The following is a 15,427-nucleotide window of genomic DNA, read 5'->3' as shown; positions in this document are numbered from 1 at the left end:
TTACATAAATATCTTTTTTTTCATTAAGTTAATCACTCCCTTTGTTGTCATAATTTATAATCTGCTGAACTATTATGTTTAACCATTGGTACTAATTCAAAGTGTAAAGCATAAAAATCACTATCAAATGTATCATCGTATAAGTCCAACATTCGTTCTTCTCTGGCATCTGGTTTATCTTCTCATTGAATTAATTCATATTGAGTTTTACTTACAGGACATTTTTCTCAAAATCATTTTAATTGATTAGTATTTATTAACATTGTGAATGCTTCAATACGATGCTTTATTTTAAATTTCTGCTTTTGTGCTGGTTTAAAATGCATATATTGACCAAAAGAATAATTATATTTTTCTCGGTTTAAACTTTCTAATGTTGCATAAGCACTATCATCAACATTGATTGATATACCTTGCTGTATTAAATTAAAATATTGATTTAATTGATTGTTGTAAAACTCTAAAATATCTTTTACTTGTTCTAATGGTCCTTTAAATTGTTGTGTAGCATTTGAGTGTGTATATTCTGCTACTTTATATGCTTTTTTATCAAATGAATTATATATTCAAAAACTCGCTGCTGTTGTATGTCCCTTAGGACTAGTAGAGTTTGCTAAATCAACACCACCTAATAATTTAGTTAATTGAATAATATCTGTTGCTTGCATAATATCAATATATCTTGCAAATATTGACCCACTAGTATTGCCTGGTAAACCTCAACTTCATACTCTTGCTCTTTCAATATTTAACTGTTCTAATCTTAATTGTTCATTAACTTTATCTTGTGGTAATTCATAATTTAATCTTCAACTAGAATAATGAATAATAATTTTCATATTTCATTTTTCAATATACTTAATTTGCTCATATTTACTACGCATTATTTCTTCATCAAAAGGCATTAATTCATTACAATAACCAACAATATATCTTTTTAAACTTTCAGGATTACATGTATTAATTGTTATTTTATTTTGATAACCACGAATAGCAAATTCTAAATCACTTAAATCTTTTTGTTGAAATTGATCACATTCTTCTCTTCAATCAATAACTAATTTATATTTATTCAAATCAGCAAAAGCTTTTAATTTTTCTTTCCGACTTGGTGAATGTAAACCTTTACAATATATTTTGCTACCATTTGATAAAGTAAAAGTAAAATTTGATAAATTAATAGTATAAGGTATATTATTTTCATCTAACATATTTCATATATTTTGAAATACACTATCTTTTAAATCTTTACTCCAATACATACTAGCAATAATACAAATTGGTTCTTTAATTAATAAACTAATTTTTAATAATTCACCAAACATTTTTATATTTGAAATAGTCTTACCACTATATCGTGTCCCAATTTGATTAATTTCATTAACTAACTCATATTTTTAGCAAATGGATATTTTTTACCAATACTACTATTTTGAAATAACCAATAAGGAATTTCTAACAAATAAGTAAAATGATTAAGAATTATTATCATTTTCTTTTTTAATATCTCTAATATCCGTTTGTAAATTAACAATTATTGGTTGTTGATTATTTAAGTTTAATTCTTTTTCAAGTTCTTTTTCTTGTAGTGAATATTTATAATTAAATGCTCGTTGTCAATATAATTTAGCACCATCTGGTGATTTTATCATAAAGTTAATTATTTCACTTTCAATTTTATCAACTTGTTTTTCAAGCAAAGGAACTATCTTTTCGCTCGCATAAGTATCATATCTTCACTTGCGAGAAAGGTTGAATTCATTGGTTAAATCATTCAAAGTATAGGGTTTATTAGGTGATTTATTTTCTCAAAATTGCTCTATTTTACGATAAAAAGTTGCCAAACTTGCTGTTTTTGGATTAAATTCTTTCATTTTTTACTCCTTTTTGCATATTAAAATTGCTATTATTTAAACAATATGATTAAATAAAAGAGTAATTAATCCTGAAAATATAACAAAAGAACCAACTTGGTTCTTTTTTTATTACCTATATTTTACATCAAAATAAAAAAAAGTAAATTATTTTACTTTTTTCAGTTAAATTAATTTGCTAGTAATTAACACTTTAATTATAACACAATAAATAAAAAATAATATCTTTTTTTGCATTTTCATTATTTTTGTGCTAAAGTCCTAAACTATAGAAAAGAGGGTATAAAAATGATAAATGTTGATAACAATTTTTAAAAGAATTTTATTAATTTATTAAATATACAAAGTATTGAAATTATTCAACAAAGTTTAGAAGATTGTGATGAATGAATTTTTAAAAATTATAAAATTGATGAAACTTTAAAAGAATTTAAAAATTATAAAGTAAAAGAAATAAAACCAAGAAAATTAACTATTTTAAATGGGAAAATAACTTTTAAAAGAAGAAAATATTATAAAATTAATCAAAAAACAGGTAAAGAAGAATATATTTTTCCTTTGGATAAACTTTTAGGAATTAAAAAATGACAAAGAATAGATAATTCTGTTAAAGAAAAAATATTATCATTTATTGGCAATAAAAAAACATATCAAGATATTTTAGATACTATGGAACATGTAAAAATTTGTATAAAAACAATTTCAAATATTATGAAAAATGCAAAAATTGATAAAGAATATTATATTAATAAAACTGATAAAAAAATAAAGGTACCTCATACTTTATATATTCAAATTGATGGAACTTATTTAAAAATGTGAAATGAAAATAAAAAGGGGAAAGAAAAAATAAAAAAACATAGTATATTTTCAACTGTTCATACTGGTTTTGATAAAACAAAATCAACTAAAAAAAAAAGACCTGTAATTGCAAATAAATTAGGAGTTATAGAACTAGATAATATTCCAGAATATATTAAAAAAAATAGTAAATTAATTAATTTTGTTAGTAAATTACTTACATTAATTACAAGTTATTATGATATTAATGACAATATTGAATTTATGGTATTAGGAGATGGTGCACCTTGAATTAAAAATATGGCAAAATTTATTCAAAAATATTTTCCTAAAAATAAAATACATTACACGATAGATAAATTTCACCTTACAAGTAGATTTAAAAAATTATATCCTTATCAAAGTAAAAACAAAGAAAACAGAGAAACATACCATAAAGCAGTCGATTTTTTTTAATGGTAAATATGAAGAATTATTAGAACGCTTAGAAAACAGTGCTTCTTTTATAAAAGAATCAAAAATGAAATTCTTAAAAGAGACAATTAAATTAATTAAAAATAATGAAGAAGGTGTCAGAAATCAAACATTATGAAATAATATTGGTTGTCATATTGAGGGTGATATATCACATTACTGTAAAGGTGTTTTGGTTAAAAAAGCAACTTATCATGAAAAAACTCTTAAAAATAAATTAAATACTAGTATGATGAATTTAAAAAATAAAATTAATTTATTTAATACTAATGAACCATTAGAAGAAAATAGAATTAATTATTCAGTTAATAATTTTGTAAATATAAGTAAGTGGTATTTTTATTCCACAATTTCTAAGATATTAATTAAAACCCTTAAATATTACATACAGCCTATAATACATATTTGTTTAGGTGTATAATGAAATTTATTAAATTTTTCATCTAATCATAATAATTGTTTAAAAGTTAAAGTAGTTTTCTTTTTACAATTTTTACGATTTTCTAAATATCGTTTATGTTCTTGCATAGGATGATATCGTTTAATATGTTTATAATGCTTTAAGTGATATTTAATAGTACTTTTACTACGACTCATATATCTTGCTATTTTTGATATATTAAGAGTGCCATTTTTTTCTTAAAAATATCAGATTTTAACGCTTCTTTTAAATTACATCTTTCAATAAAACTTAAATGTTTAAACTTTTTCATTTTTTCCTACCCTTTCTTAAAATATTTACATAATACAATAAAAAAAAGTAAATTATTGACATTAAATTTAATGATGATAAGATAATATTGTAAATCTAAAAAGGCAGAATTTTCCTACTCTTAACCTGTTTTAGAAAATTACAAAAATATAGACTTGCAAAAGTCTTTTTTTATGTAAAATATAGATAATAAAAAAAGAACTTGTGAGAGTTCTTTTATACATTTTAATACAGTTTTTTACTCTTTTATTTAATCATATTGTTTAAATAATAGCAATTTTAATATGCAAAAAGGAGTAAAAAATAGCCAAAAATAGAACAATTATTGACAAAACTACAGCATTTTTGGAACAAAAAGGCACCAAATTAAGCAGTAAAAGAGCATATTTATACTATTTAAAACTCCCACTTGATAATTGACAAGATAAAGTTAATCCAGAAACTGCTGATTTTATTAAGGATACGATAAATAAATTAGAAATAGAATTGGAATTGGCTTTATTAAATGACCAATATGGCGGGGGTAAGAAGATATATGTTGAGAAATATGTTAAGGATACAAATATAAATAATGCAAATATTGTTATTAATTTTGATAATGTTGATTTACCTAAAATAAAAGAGGTGATAAAAGATGCTTAAACATTTTTTACATCTTGATGAAATACCAAGATGATTTTATCAGCAAAATGTTCCTAATGCACCTTGAAAAGAAAAATATAATCCTGCTGATGAATATAATGAAATAGGAAGTCGTTATAGTGCTAAAACATTTATGATTAAAGATAATCCGATTGGTAAATCATGTGCTATATCGTTATTAGTAAATAAACCAATATTTATTATTGCTGTTATGAAAATGAATAAAGATATTAGAAAAGGAGTATTTGAAAATATACAAAATACTCTTAATGCTATGAATATTAATTATAAAGTTAATTTATCAGAACATTCTTTTACATTAGATAATGGTACTTATATTATTTATAAAGGACTACATTCTGCTGCTAAAAGAGAAAAGTTAAAAGCCTTTGCTGATTTAGGTAAATATGAATTTGCTATTGAATGAAGAGAAGAAGCAGACCAGTTAACAAAAGAAGATATTAGTGAATTAACCTTTGCTGTTCGTGGTGCTAAAAGAAAGTTTGTTATTAATTCATCTAACCCTGAATCATTAGGAAGATATATTATTAAATATTGTAATGAAATAATGCCATTTGATGAACAATTAATGCGATTAAAATATAATCAAATTGGAAAGTTTAAAATTAATTATTATGAAAAGAATAAGAAATTTACTAAAACAGTTATTATTCATTATTCTAGTTGAAGACTTAATACTTATTTAGATGATGATGTAATTCGTAATCAATTAGAGTTAGAAAAATTAGACCCAATTAGATCAAGAGTATGAAGTTGAGGATTGCCTGGACAATTAAAAGGTGCTGTATTTGCTAGATATCTTAAATTTACTAAATTAACATGAAATTTTGACAAATTACTGGCTGGTGTTGATTATGCACAAGCAGATAGTCCTAATGATTATAAAACAAGTGCTAGTTTATGGGTATATAATTCAACTTTAAAAAAAGTACATAAAATAGGTAAATATACTCATTCAAATGCAACAATAAAATATAAAGATGTTTTTGAACAGGCAAATGATATTATTCAATTTTACTTATCTAGTTTAAAAAATAGTATTATCTTTATTGAATGTGGTTTAACTATTAATGTTGATTATGGTGCTGGTGATAGAGCATTTATTGATGTTCTTAATAGTGAAAAAATAAAATATCGGTATGGTAAATTATTAAGATTTGAAGAAGTTGATAAAAGTGTGTGATTAGTTGCTGACCGTGTTAATGCATTTATTGGTGCTATGATTAGTGAAAAAATGACACATGATTTAATTTTAGAAGAAACTAATACTGAATATCCAATGATTCAGTGAAAAGAAAAACCAAATGGTGGTAAAGAAGAAATAATTGATTTATATGATGATGAATTTGATGCTGATTATTATGCATTAAGTGAATATATTAGAGATATTGTTCAATTATCAAATAACAAATTAATAAGGGAGTATATTTAAAATGTATATATATTTAATTGATTTAGATAAGATTATTGGAAAATATAAAAAGAATGTTTTTAAAAATAATATTTTTGTTTATAAGTATAAAAATGAATATAGAGTCTTAAAAATGAATAAAGTAGAAAAAGAAAGTAAGTTATTAATTTGTCATCTTGCTAGATTAGGAGTAAATGAAAATGAATAAAAATATTAATAGATGATTAGAATTTAATAATCGTAATTGAAAATTAAATGTTCCATTAATTGTTGCTCAAAGAAAAGTAAGAATGAAAATTGGTCGTGGATTATTATGTGATAGTGAAAATGAACAAGCATTAATACATTGACAAAATTGATATCATAAAAGAAAAGTTTATGAAAAATTAATTAAAATGTCATGATCTAAATCATTATTAGGTGTTGCTGTTATGTTTATATATGAAACACGCGATGGTGATTTAGATATTATGTTAGGTACTGCATCTAAAATTAATGAAGAAGAACAAGCAGCAGATATTTGAATATTACCTAATCAAGATGATACTGGTTATATATTTCATGTAATTATTAATGATAAATATATTCAAATTGATTCATATCCTAATGATGAAAATACCCAAGCAGGAGCAGTTAGTGGAAAAATAAATGAAAGTTTAAGAATTAAAAAAAGAACATATATTAATAAATTAGGTCGTTTTCCATTAATACAAATTCCTAACTTTATTCGTGTTAATTAACAAGGACAAACAAGTAGTACAATGTTAAATGCTTATCCAGATATTTACCCTACTATGTGATTAATTGAAGATTTACAAGATAATTTATTTATTAAAAAGAAAACAAGAAGATTTTCAAGAGCAAGAGGATATATTCAAGCAACTGCTGCTGAAATTAGTAATGTAAAAGATAAGAAAAAAACCTGAGATGATTATGAAAGTGATTTTGTTATTCAAAATGTAAATAATAATTATGATGAAAAAAAGTGGTAATGCAACTGTTAATTATACGCAAGGACAATATAATTCTAGTGATTATAATCTAGATACTGACCATATTTTAAAAATTGTATTTCGTGGTATTGGTTTATCATGACAAGCAGATGAACAAGGAACTTATACTAATCAAAATCAAACATTAATTATGCAAGCAGAAGATATTGAATCGCAAGCAGTATGACAAGAGTTCTTATTAGATTATTTATATCGTTTATTTGATTGTTGATGAATATTTCATAAATATTGAAAAGTTGAAAATAACAATTGAGATAAAAGTGAACGCCCCTACTCATTAAAATTTAAACAAGCAGGAATTATTGACCAAATGCGTTTAGTAGATATTAATAACACAAGATTAGAAAATGCAACTATGTCTCGTACTAAATATATTCATACTGTTGATAGTATTCCTATGACATTTGCTATAAAAGAGGTTGAAAAAATTGATAAAGAACAATTAGAAACTAATTCTAAATTTGATTTAGAAAATGAAGATGAACAAAACGAAAACAATAATACAGGAGGCATAAAAGATGAATTTAAACAAAAATAATTCAAAAGAAGCAATACAAATTAATAACCAAGTATTACATACAGCAATGAGAATGGCCTCTACTGATTCAAAAGTTATTAAAAGAAAAATACAAGAATTAGATAAATGATTTATCTTTCCTTTTGTTATTACAAACGGAGTTATTCCAATGACTACAAGTGGATATAAACCAATTAATAGTATTCCCAAAGATTATTCAGATTTTACATTAGCAATTACTGGTAATGCAACTATTATTGCTCAATGAAGAAATGCATTTAAATTAAAACAAGTTAATAAAGGAACAAAAGAAAATAATTTTAAAGATGCTGATAATTTTTATACTAAAATTATTAATCCAATGAATTATCCTACTAATCGTGGTGATATGTATGAAGCATATTTACAAAATTCAACTACTGGAGCATATTTTTCATTGCAAGGTACACCCTGACCCAGTATTTCAAGGCATATCAACTCAAAGACAATATACTTTATTATCTACTGAAAAACAATTTAATCAAAATGATGAGTTAAATTTATATATTGTTTTAAATAGTAATAATTAAAATATTGGTGGAGAAACTATTAATACTTACGAATATAATCAATCTATTTAATGATTATATATTTCTAATATTACAGACTACTATGACCCATTTGATAATAAAAAGTTTTTATTTCAAGAAATTACATTTAGTAGTGTTAATGACCAATTATCTAAATCTGGGATGGCAATATGACAAAAAATACAACATGGAGCAATTGGAGAAGGATATTTTTTCCCAAGAATTATTAATGGTGTTGTTGATTATAATCCTGAATTAGCAAAAGATATTGGTGTTAAATGAATTGATTTAAAAGTATTAGGTTTAACAGCATTTACATCTTTAACAATTATTGGTCGCCCTGTAAAAGCAGGACAAATTAATACAAGAGTATATCAGCCACGAGATTTATTATTTTCTGATGAATTAAGTGGAATGCCTGATACTTTATTAACAAATTCAAACCCTGCTAATGTTTTATATAATCTACAAGGATTAATACCAGTTAATCAAACAACATATGGTGAATGAACTAATGTTTTTAATAATTTAGCAGACCCATTAGCAAAGAAAAATGCTGAGGGAGTATTAGGAAGTAATTTAGAAGCTACTAGAAAAACAAATCCAAATAAAATACCTTTTTGAGATAGTGGATTACAATTTAAACCATCAGGTGTATATGATACTAGACAAATTCGTAAATTTATTTATCAAGACCCAGAATATAAAAAGGTTCCATTTGGTGTTGCTTCATTTGATTATTCATCTTTAAAATCATCATCATTTCATGATATTTTAAATGCTAATCGTTATACACATTCATCAATTTCATTATTACCATGAGATATTAATGAATTTACTAAATTTAGTATTAATAACTTGCCTATTGTAGGTAAAATAATTTCATTTTTTGATTTAGGTTTACCAGTTAAATTAATGAGTCAAAAAAATACTAAATTAATTCCAAAATAGCACAACTAAATGCTTTTATTGATTATTTAAGTTATGAAATTATTCAAAATAGTTTATGAAGTAATACATCAAAAGGAAAAGGTAATATTCCATATGATATGTTTCGTTATGAAACAGAAGACCAAGTTGGTGGTTTATTAGGAAGTAATTCATTAACATTTGGTTGTATGTTAAAACTAACAGATAAAATTAGAACCCATTATTATTCTTCAACTGGTCAAAATTTAGGTACCAAAGTTTATTCAACTATTGATTTAGGGCAAAATAGAATTAATGTTAATGGTGGAACTGATGAAATTGTAATTCTTTCACAAGATTTTGAAGCATTAGATAAAGATACCGCATTAACTAATTTAGATAATAAATTAGATTTTAATCCTACTGCTGATGGAACATTAGAAAGTTATGTTATTGATTTAATTAATTTACAAACTATTGGTAAAACTAATTTTAAGATTACAACTTATAGTGAAAATCCATTTACTTTAAATGATAATATTACTGCATTTCAAAACTTTCAAGGTGAATGACAAACAATGGCTAAATTTATTAAACCAAATGGAAATGTACAAGCATGAAATGGTATTATTAAAACAAGTGCCTTAGACTATGACTTATCAGAAGATACAACTTTCTTTTATCCAAAAGCAGTTTTACCACCAGACCCATTTACTTATTTACCTTATACTGTAAATATATTAGATGCTAAAACAATTAAACCATTAAAAACAAGAATTACAGCACCAGTGCAATGTACTAATACTATTTCAATAATTAGATTAAATAATTTTTATAATTTATTTAACAATAAATTTTACGAAGTCTATTATGAAATTGAAATTGATTTAAAAAAATTGACTTAACAATTACTACTTTATCGCAATTTTTAAATGCTTATTCATCAATTCAATTTAATAATCTTAATCTTAATAATTTACAAATTGAATGTATACCACCAGAAATAGAAAAATTTATTCCTAATAGAAATAAATTTTCATCTTTTTGCGCCGTTTGTAACAACGCTAATGATTCTGGTGATAACTTATTTGAAATTTCTGAATTTGCTATCATAGCTGATAAAATATCTTTAGGTATATCACTTGAAATATCAGCAGGAGTATATGCTAAATTTGTACCCAAATTAATAATATTAATTCGTTTTGACTTAGCTTGGATTGCAATATTAGTAATACCATAAAAATTAGTTGCCCTTATCTGCATTAATAATAATTTTAGCTGCATAGACTGTTTTATCTTCGTGAAAACGTTCACTACTAAAAGTTAAAGTAGTAGCTGGATCTTTAATTGCTTCTAACAGTTGTGGCTCTAATTTCCCATCATTTTTGGAACCAATTTCTAAGGTTAATAAAGCACCGTATAAATCCATCCAATTATTTGAATCTTCAATTTCAATAACTTGTTTACTTAAATCACCACCTAATAAAGTAATATTAGTTCGTTCACTAACACCTCCACCACTATTTTCATTATTTGCAGTGTTTGCAAAGTGTTGTCATAATTGTCATCCACCAATGCCAAAACCAACAAGTGATATTACTAAAATAACAACTAAACTTCAAATTTTGAATTGCATTTTTCGGTTAATAGTATGTAAAATTTTACGCATTGATGTCATAGAATCGGGTTCCATTTTTTTGCCAAAGCAATTGCTTCACCGTCAATTGAAGGTGATGGTATCACTAATTCAGTTGGCAAATCAATAGGTTTTTCTTTAATATCATTATTATCCTTTTTTTATCATTATATCTGGCATTTCAATTTTACTTGCCGCCTCTAATTCTAATTTAGTTGTTGCTTCAGGAATTGGTTTTAATGTTTCAACTTTCTTTTCTTGAACTACAGGAACTTTTTCAATCGGTGGTTTAGACTTAATTGGCAACGAACGACGATGAGTTGGAATTTTGTCAATTGTTTCTTTTGATAATTGAATTGTTTGGTTAACAACAGGAACTTTTGGATTGCCCGAGACATCTAAAAAATTAGTTTTTCAAAAAAGGTATACTTATTATCCTTACAATTAATGCAATTGGCATTATTCCTGCATCATCTTTAAGAGTAAATGTTGGATTAATTTTACAAACAAAAAGAAGTAAATTATTAACATCTTTTGTTCAGTCACTACGAATTGCTAAAATAATTTTTTTAAAGGTTTTTTTACAAGTATCACACATTTCATCATATATAGCGCGCATATCATTTTGCATTGTTTATACTTCCTATAGTCCAATCATATTCTATTATGTTGTAAATCACTTATTATTATATCACATTTTCAAATATTCTTTATTTGTTATCTTAGAAAAAGCAAAGAATAGGATAACATCCTTTTTGTAAATTGCCATTATTTTAAAACCTCTAAAAAGGTAATGATTAGACTATAAATAATTAGTTTAAATATTTAAATAACTTGAAACTCTATTATTTGTAAAAAAGAATATTTATTATTATCAACATTAATATCTTTTCACATTACATTGATAAAAAAACTATAGTAAAAGTTAAATTCATTATTCATAAAGGTGAAGTAACTTAAACTAATATCATTATATGAGTAGACTCAACCTTTATGTAATAATTTTATAGTCAAAGATTTTTCATTCTTAGTATAATTAACTTTATACTTTAGATTGTTGCTCACAACGTCGGCACCTTTAAGCGTACCTTGTAAATCTGATGTTCTCTTATTAAAAAAATGGGAGTAAAAATTCCACCAATGTGTCCTATTTCTAAGTTTTTCTTGATCCGAGTAATCATTAATATCAATTGTTGTCTTTGTATCCCACAATGCTGTCAACGTTTGGCGTACTTTGACTTTGATCTGATTTAAAATTTCAATATCTTTATTATCATTTACTTCTTCATCATCAATATTGTGCTTTGGCCGTGTTCTACAACTAGCCACCGTAAACACACTACCACTACCTAACACAAAAGCACTAAAAAGCGTTAATAACTTTTTCATTAATATGTCACCTTCCTTCAATAAAATACTTATCATTATATTGAATAAAAAAAAGCACCTTCGTGCTTTTAACAACTTTTTTGCTATGTAAAAATATTTTTAAAAATTATTATACTTTTTTGTTATTTCCTTTATTTTTATAACTCAAGAATATTTCGTAATTCTGCTTCTGAGAATTTTGTAAAATTAGCATTTTCTGAATTATTATTTAAAACAGCATCAATTACAGCTTGTTTATTATCTTGAATTGTTAAAATTTTTTCTTCAATAGTTCCTTTTGCAATTAACTTAATTACTTGAACAGTATTCTGCTGTCCAAAACGATGAGCACGATCTGTTGCTTGGTTTTCTACGGAAGGATTTCATCATGGATCAAAATGGATAACAACATCCGCTGCTGTTAAATTTAAACCAACCCCACCAGCTTTTAAAGAAATTAAAAAAACATTAACTGTTCTGTTGTATCCTCATTAAACTTTTGTGTCATTAGCACACGACTTTCCGAACGAGTTTTCTTATCTAAATAAAAGTATTGTAAACCGATTTCTTCAACAATTGCTTTAATTCGTTTTAAAACAGTAGTAAATTGTGAAAAAATTAATATTTTATGACTACTACCAGCAAGATCACCAAAAATATCACGTAATGCATCTAATTTAACACTTTCATTTTGATATTTTTTATCCAAAATACTTGGGTCACAACAAATTTGCCGTAACTTAGTTAAGGTAGTAAAAATTTTTAAACGATTTTGCTGATATTGTCCAGCTGTTAAAATTTTATTAATTTCTTCTCGAGCAGCATTAGCATATGCAGCATAAATTTTTTTATCGTGTTGTCATTTCCACTAAAATTTTATTTTCAATTTTTGGTGGTAATTCACTCATTACCCCTTGTTTTAAACGTCGCAAAATAAATGGTGCAATTTTTTGTAATAATTCTTTTTTAACTGCTTCGTTTTGTTCACGAACAATTGGAATTTCATATCGCTTTTGAAATTGTTGATGTTGTAATAAAAAGCCAGGTAAAATAAAATTAAAAATTGACCATAATTCAGTTAAATTATTTTCAATTGGCGTTCCTGTTAAGGCAAACCGAATCCCTGTTTTTAAAGTATTCACCACTTTTGCATTAATTGATTGTGGGTTTTTAATATGTTGTGCTTCATCTAAAAAACAATATTAAAAAAATTTGTTGATAATAATGAATATCACGGCGTAATAATGGATAAGAGGTAATAACCACTTGCCCATGCTTAATTTTGGTAAATAACATTTCCCGTGTTTTTCGTTCACCAGCAATAACTAATGTTTGTAACATTGGTGCAAACCGATCAATTTCTTTTTTTTAATTATAGATTAATGCTGCTGGAACAATAATTAAAACCGGTGCCATTTCTCGATTTAATTCATATTCCTTTAAAATAAAGCTAATTGTTTGTAATGTTTTTCCTAATCCCATTTCATCTGCTAAAATGCCGCCAAACCCTAACGAAGCTAAGGTTTTTTATCAAAAATAACCTTTTTTGAAAATCACACATCATAGATGCTAATGATGCTGGAACACTAAATTCATTTTCTTCTAAATGCTTAATTTTTGTAATTAAATTCACAAAATCAACATTAAAACAGCAATTAAACTCAGCTCATAAAGTTAAGTTATTATACACTGTTAAAGCATGATATTTTGGAACTTGTAATTTTCCTTGCATAAATTGTTCTTGTTTAAAATTAAACTGATTAATTAAAGTTGCAAATTTTTGTAATGTTTGTTCTTGCAAATCAATAATGCTACCATTTGTTACCTGATAATATTTCTGGTTACGATTAATTGCATTTAAAATTTCCCCTAAATCTGAATAATCAAGTTTTGAAAGTTTAAAATCAAATTCTAACCAGTCATTTTTTTGATTAACATTAATTGTAGTACTTGTTACTTTAAAATCAATTAAACGTACATTTTTAAAATTATCAGTATAAAAAATTTGTGAAAGCGTTTCTAATGTTAAAATATCTTTTGATAATAATTTTAAAACATGTTCCAATTCATTTAAGACAAAATAATTCCCTTTTTGAACAAAACCAATTTGTTTACAAAATGTTAAATATTCTTGCTCATGATAAACATTTCGTAAAACAATTTTATTGTCATTATTGGATTTATTTAGTAAATCAAATGTTATTTTTCCATAGCGAAAAAGAGGTCGTAACATAATTTATTTGTTTTTAAAATCAAAATAACTTTCAATAACTAATGGTGTTTTTTCTAATGAATTTAAAATTATAGGGTCAATTTGAACTGCATTATCTGGATAATCTAATAAGGAAACAATTTCTTTAATAACATCATTAGTTTGCTGTGGATTAAAGAAAATTTTGTTGTGTTTTGTTAATGCCATTGTTTGATAAATTGGTCCTAATAAAAAAGTATCTTTATCGTTTAATAAAAAAATTTGTTTAGTATCAAAGAGACTTTGTTGCGTTGCTGTTAAAATAATTGGATTTTCTTTTTTATTAATAATTTGAATAACATTATCTTCTTGTTGAATAGATAAGGCTGGTTGATATTGATCAACACTAATTTTAACATCAGAATATTCTTCGCCATCAATTATTAGTTTAATTGTTTCCCCTTTAATGTGTTTTAAAAATCGTTCTGTTTGAAATGCTGAAAACCTAAAACTTTTCGTAATTGATACCCCATAAAAATCCATTTTTTGTGTTTGTAAAAAACTACTAACATTAATAAATTCTTGTTGTAAAAACATAATTACTTTTTCAGCAAATGGTGCAAAAGTACTTTTATTAGGATAAAAAGTAAATTTTTGTGAAATTTCATAACCTTTTAAATAATCTGGATCAAGGGCAGGTTTGGTTAAAAAACTCAAAAAATGATAAATATTTTTAATATCAAACAACTGCTCACCTTCATATCCTAACTTTAGTTGTACTGCTGGTGGTTGTTGCAAAGTAGAATCAATAATTAAATTACATTGACAAGTAATAATTCGTTCTTTTAAACTATAATTTTGTTTATTTTTATTAATAAATGTTGTTAATAGTTGATCAGTCGCTGTAAAAAATAACCGTCAAGTAACTAAATTATTGTTTGATTCATAAAATACAAAAAAGTAAAACCGCAATAATATGCTGACAAATTTGATGTTGAAAATTATAGTCAATACAACTACAATTTTGCCGTGTTAAAAAAGTTAAATTATTGCTTAAAGTAAAAACAACATTAACATCATAATAATCCCCACTATGTTTTGACGCTACTTGGCAATAAAGCATTAATTCTTTTTCATCGCTTGAACTTTTCTGTTCATCAATTTTTAATAATGTTTTTTTTGTTTGGTATAACTGTTCGGCATTATTAAATATTGCTAATCTCGCTAAACTCCGAATGTATTCAAGATTAAAACTTTCCATTTTACTATAGGCTTCTTTAATAAAATAA

The 15,427-nt window shown here is 24.7% G+C and carries 25 protein-coding genes and 1 pseudogene; 11 read left to right on the top strand and 15 right to left on the bottom strand.

The window, feature by feature from the left end:
• Positions 1 to 23: 23 nt before the first annotated feature.
• Entirely contained in the window at positions 24 to 1,376 is a 1,353-nt protein-coding gene (locus AACL22_RS11825) for a PBSX family phage terminase large subunit (RefSeq protein WP_338993099.1), read from the bottom strand.
• A 99-nt stretch (positions 1,377 to 1,475) separates the two neighbouring features.
• The gene (locus AACL22_RS11820; RefSeq protein ID WP_338992379.1) at positions 1,476 to 1,874 is read right to left on the bottom strand and encodes a hypothetical protein; all 399 of its coding nucleotides are present in this window, start codon (positions 1,872 to 1,874) and stop codon (positions 1,476 to 1,478) included.
• A 324-nt stretch (positions 1,875 to 2,198) separates the two neighbouring features.
• On the opposite strand from AACL22_RS11820, the gene AACL22_RS11815 reads away from it, so the two are divergent.
• The gene (locus AACL22_RS11815; RefSeq protein WP_338993097.1) at positions 2,199 to 3,131 is read left to right on the top strand and encodes an Mbov_0401 family ICE element transposase-like protein; all 933 of its coding nucleotides are present in this window, start codon (positions 2,199 to 2,201) and stop codon (positions 3,129 to 3,131) included.
• Between the two features lie 64 nt (positions 3,132 to 3,195).
• The gene (locus tag AACL22_RS11810; protein ID WP_338992377.1) at positions 3,196 to 3,570 is read left to right on the top strand and encodes a hypothetical protein; all 375 of its coding nucleotides are present in this window, start codon (positions 3,196 to 3,198) and stop codon (positions 3,568 to 3,570) included.
• Here the strand turns inward: AACL22_RS11810 and AACL22_RS11805 are convergent.
• Positions 3,531 to 3,746 (bottom strand): hypothetical protein, encoded by a 216-nt coding sequence (locus AACL22_RS11805; RefSeq protein ID WP_338992375.1) that lies wholly within the window; start codon positions 3,744 to 3,746, stop codon positions 3,531 to 3,533. The two genes, AACL22_RS11810 and AACL22_RS11805, sit on opposite strands and share 40 nt — an antisense overlap.
• A gap of 460 nt (positions 3,747 to 4,206) precedes the next feature.
• Between AACL22_RS11805 and AACL22_RS11800 the strand changes: the two genes are divergently transcribed.
• From AACL22_RS11800 to AACL22_RS11760, 9 genes are all read left to right on the top strand, one after another.
• Positions 4,207 to 4,503: a hypothetical protein gene (locus AACL22_RS11800; protein WP_338992373.1), complete on the top strand. Its 297-nt coding sequence runs from the start codon at positions 4,207 to 4,209 to the stop codon at positions 4,501 to 4,503.
• A complete protein-coding gene (locus tag AACL22_RS11795) occupies positions 4,496 to 5,956 on the top strand; it encodes a PBSX family phage terminase large subunit (RefSeq protein ID WP_338992371.1) in 1,461 nt (486 codons plus the stop codon). Before AACL22_RS11800 ends, AACL22_RS11795 begins: the two co-directional genes overlap by 8 nt.
• A gap of 1 nt (position 5,957) precedes the next feature.
• Positions 5,958 to 6,143 (top strand): hypothetical protein, encoded by a 186-nt coding sequence (locus AACL22_RS11790; protein ID WP_338992368.1) that lies wholly within the window; start codon positions 5,958 to 5,960, stop codon positions 6,141 to 6,143.
• On the top strand, positions 6,136 to 6,675 hold the full coding sequence (locus AACL22_RS11785; protein WP_338992366.1) for a hypothetical protein: 540 nt from the start codon (positions 6,136 to 6,138) through the stop codon (positions 6,673 to 6,675). The genes AACL22_RS11790 and AACL22_RS11785 overlap by 8 nt, the downstream gene beginning before the upstream one ends.
• Before the next feature lie 54 nt (positions 6,676 to 6,729).
• The gene (locus AACL22_RS11780) at positions 6,730 to 6,927 is read left to right on the top strand and encodes a hypothetical protein (protein ID WP_338992365.1); all 198 of its coding nucleotides are present in this window, start codon (positions 6,730 to 6,732) and stop codon (positions 6,925 to 6,927) included.
• Positions 6,908 to 7,486, top strand: a complete 579-nt coding sequence (locus AACL22_RS11775; protein ID WP_338992364.1) for a hypothetical protein — start codon at positions 6,908 to 6,910, stop codon at positions 7,484 to 7,486. The genes AACL22_RS11780 and AACL22_RS11775 overlap by 20 nt, the downstream gene beginning before the upstream one ends.
• Entirely contained in the window at positions 7,467 to 7,985 is a 519-nt protein-coding gene (locus AACL22_RS11770) for a hypothetical protein (protein ID WP_338988622.1), read from the top strand. Before AACL22_RS11775 ends, AACL22_RS11770 begins: the two co-directional genes overlap by 20 nt.
• A gap of 211 nt (positions 7,986 to 8,196) precedes the next feature.
• The gene (locus tag AACL22_RS11765; RefSeq protein ID WP_338992359.1) at positions 8,197 to 8,985 is read left to right on the top strand and encodes a hypothetical protein; all 789 of its coding nucleotides are present in this window, start codon (positions 8,197 to 8,199) and stop codon (positions 8,983 to 8,985) included.
• Positions 8,986 to 9,083: 98 nt separating this feature from the next.
• On the top strand, positions 9,084 to 9,848 hold the full coding sequence (locus AACL22_RS11760; RefSeq protein ID WP_338992357.1) for a hypothetical protein: 765 nt from the start codon (positions 9,084 to 9,086) through the stop codon (positions 9,846 to 9,848).
• Positions 9,849 to 9,879: 31 nt separating this feature from the next.
• Here the strand turns inward: AACL22_RS11760 and AACL22_RS11755 are convergent, their stop codons facing one another.
• The 12 genes and pseudogenes from AACL22_RS11755 to AACL22_RS11710 all read right to left on the bottom strand — a co-directional run bounded on the left by AACL22_RS11755 (position 9,880) and on the right by AACL22_RS11710 (position 15,399).
• Positions 9,880 to 10,206, bottom strand: a complete 327-nt coding sequence (locus AACL22_RS11755) for a hypothetical protein (RefSeq protein ID WP_338992355.1) — start codon at positions 10,204 to 10,206, stop codon at positions 9,880 to 9,882.
• Positions 10,187 to 10,612: a hypothetical protein gene (locus AACL22_RS11750; protein WP_338992353.1), complete on the bottom strand. Its 426-nt coding sequence runs from the start codon at positions 10,610 to 10,612 to the stop codon at positions 10,187 to 10,189. Before AACL22_RS11750 ends, AACL22_RS11755 begins: the two co-directional genes overlap by 20 nt.
• Before the next feature lie 117 nt (positions 10,613 to 10,729).
• On the bottom strand, positions 10,730 to 10,885 hold the full coding sequence (locus tag AACL22_RS11745) for a hypothetical protein (protein WP_338992351.1): 156 nt from the start codon (positions 10,883 to 10,885) through the stop codon (positions 10,730 to 10,732).
• A 100-nt stretch (positions 10,886 to 10,985) separates the two neighbouring features.
• A complete protein-coding gene (locus AACL22_RS11740) occupies positions 10,986 to 11,210 on the bottom strand; it encodes a hypothetical protein (protein WP_338988613.1) in 225 nt (74 codons plus the stop codon).
• A gap of 194 nt (positions 11,211 to 11,404) precedes the next feature.
• A complete protein-coding gene (locus AACL22_RS11735; RefSeq protein WP_338992349.1) occupies positions 11,405 to 11,968 on the bottom strand; it encodes a hypothetical protein in 564 nt (187 codons plus the stop codon).
• A 137-nt stretch (positions 11,969 to 12,105) separates the two neighbouring features.
• Complete coding sequence (locus AACL22_RS13950) at positions 12,106 to 12,372, bottom strand: helicase-related protein (RefSeq protein ID WP_422397495.1); 267 nt, start codon at positions 12,370 to 12,372, stop codon at positions 12,106 to 12,108.
• Between the two features lie 32 nt (positions 12,373 to 12,404).
• Positions 12,405 to 12,656 carry a C-terminal helicase domain-containing protein gene (locus AACL22_RS11730; RefSeq protein ID WP_338988609.1) on the bottom strand — a complete coding sequence of 84 codons (252 nt, stop codon included), beginning with the start codon at positions 12,654 to 12,656 and terminating at the stop codon, positions 12,405 to 12,407.
• A 139-nt stretch (positions 12,657 to 12,795) separates the two neighbouring features.
• Entirely contained in the window at positions 12,796 to 13,089 is a 294-nt protein-coding gene (locus AACL22_RS11725) for an SNF2-related protein (RefSeq protein ID WP_338988608.1), read from the bottom strand.
• A gap of 28 nt (positions 13,090 to 13,117) precedes the next feature.
• Positions 13,118 to 13,288, bottom strand: coding sequence for a hypothetical protein (locus tag AACL22_RS11720; RefSeq protein ID WP_338988607.1), 171 nt, complete (start codon positions 13,286 to 13,288; stop codon positions 13,118 to 13,120).
• Positions 13,289 to 13,315: 27 nt separating this feature from the next.
• Positions 13,316 to 13,429: an SNF2-related protein gene (locus tag AACL22_RS13945; protein ID WP_422397467.1), complete on the bottom strand. Its 114-nt coding sequence runs from the start codon at positions 13,427 to 13,429 to the stop codon at positions 13,316 to 13,318.
• Positions 13,398 to 14,681 (bottom strand): annotated as a pseudogene (locus tag AACL22_RS11715) (SNF2 helicase associated domain-containing protein). Before AACL22_RS11715 ends, AACL22_RS13945 begins: the two are co-directional and overlap by 32 nt.
• A 388-nt stretch (positions 14,682 to 15,069) precedes the next feature.
• Entirely contained in the window at positions 15,070 to 15,399 is a 330-nt protein-coding gene (locus AACL22_RS11710; protein WP_338992347.1) for an SWIM zinc finger family protein, read from the bottom strand.
• Positions 15,400 to 15,427 lie beyond the last annotated feature (28 nt).

It is taken from the genome of Spiroplasma endosymbiont of Seladonia tumulorum (assembly GCF_964020235.1).
In the GTDB taxonomy this organism is placed as follows: domain Bacteria; phylum Bacillota_I; class Bacilli_A; order Mycoplasmatales; family Mycoplasmataceae; genus Spiroplasma.
This window is presented reverse-complemented; position numbering and strand designations above follow the sequence as displayed.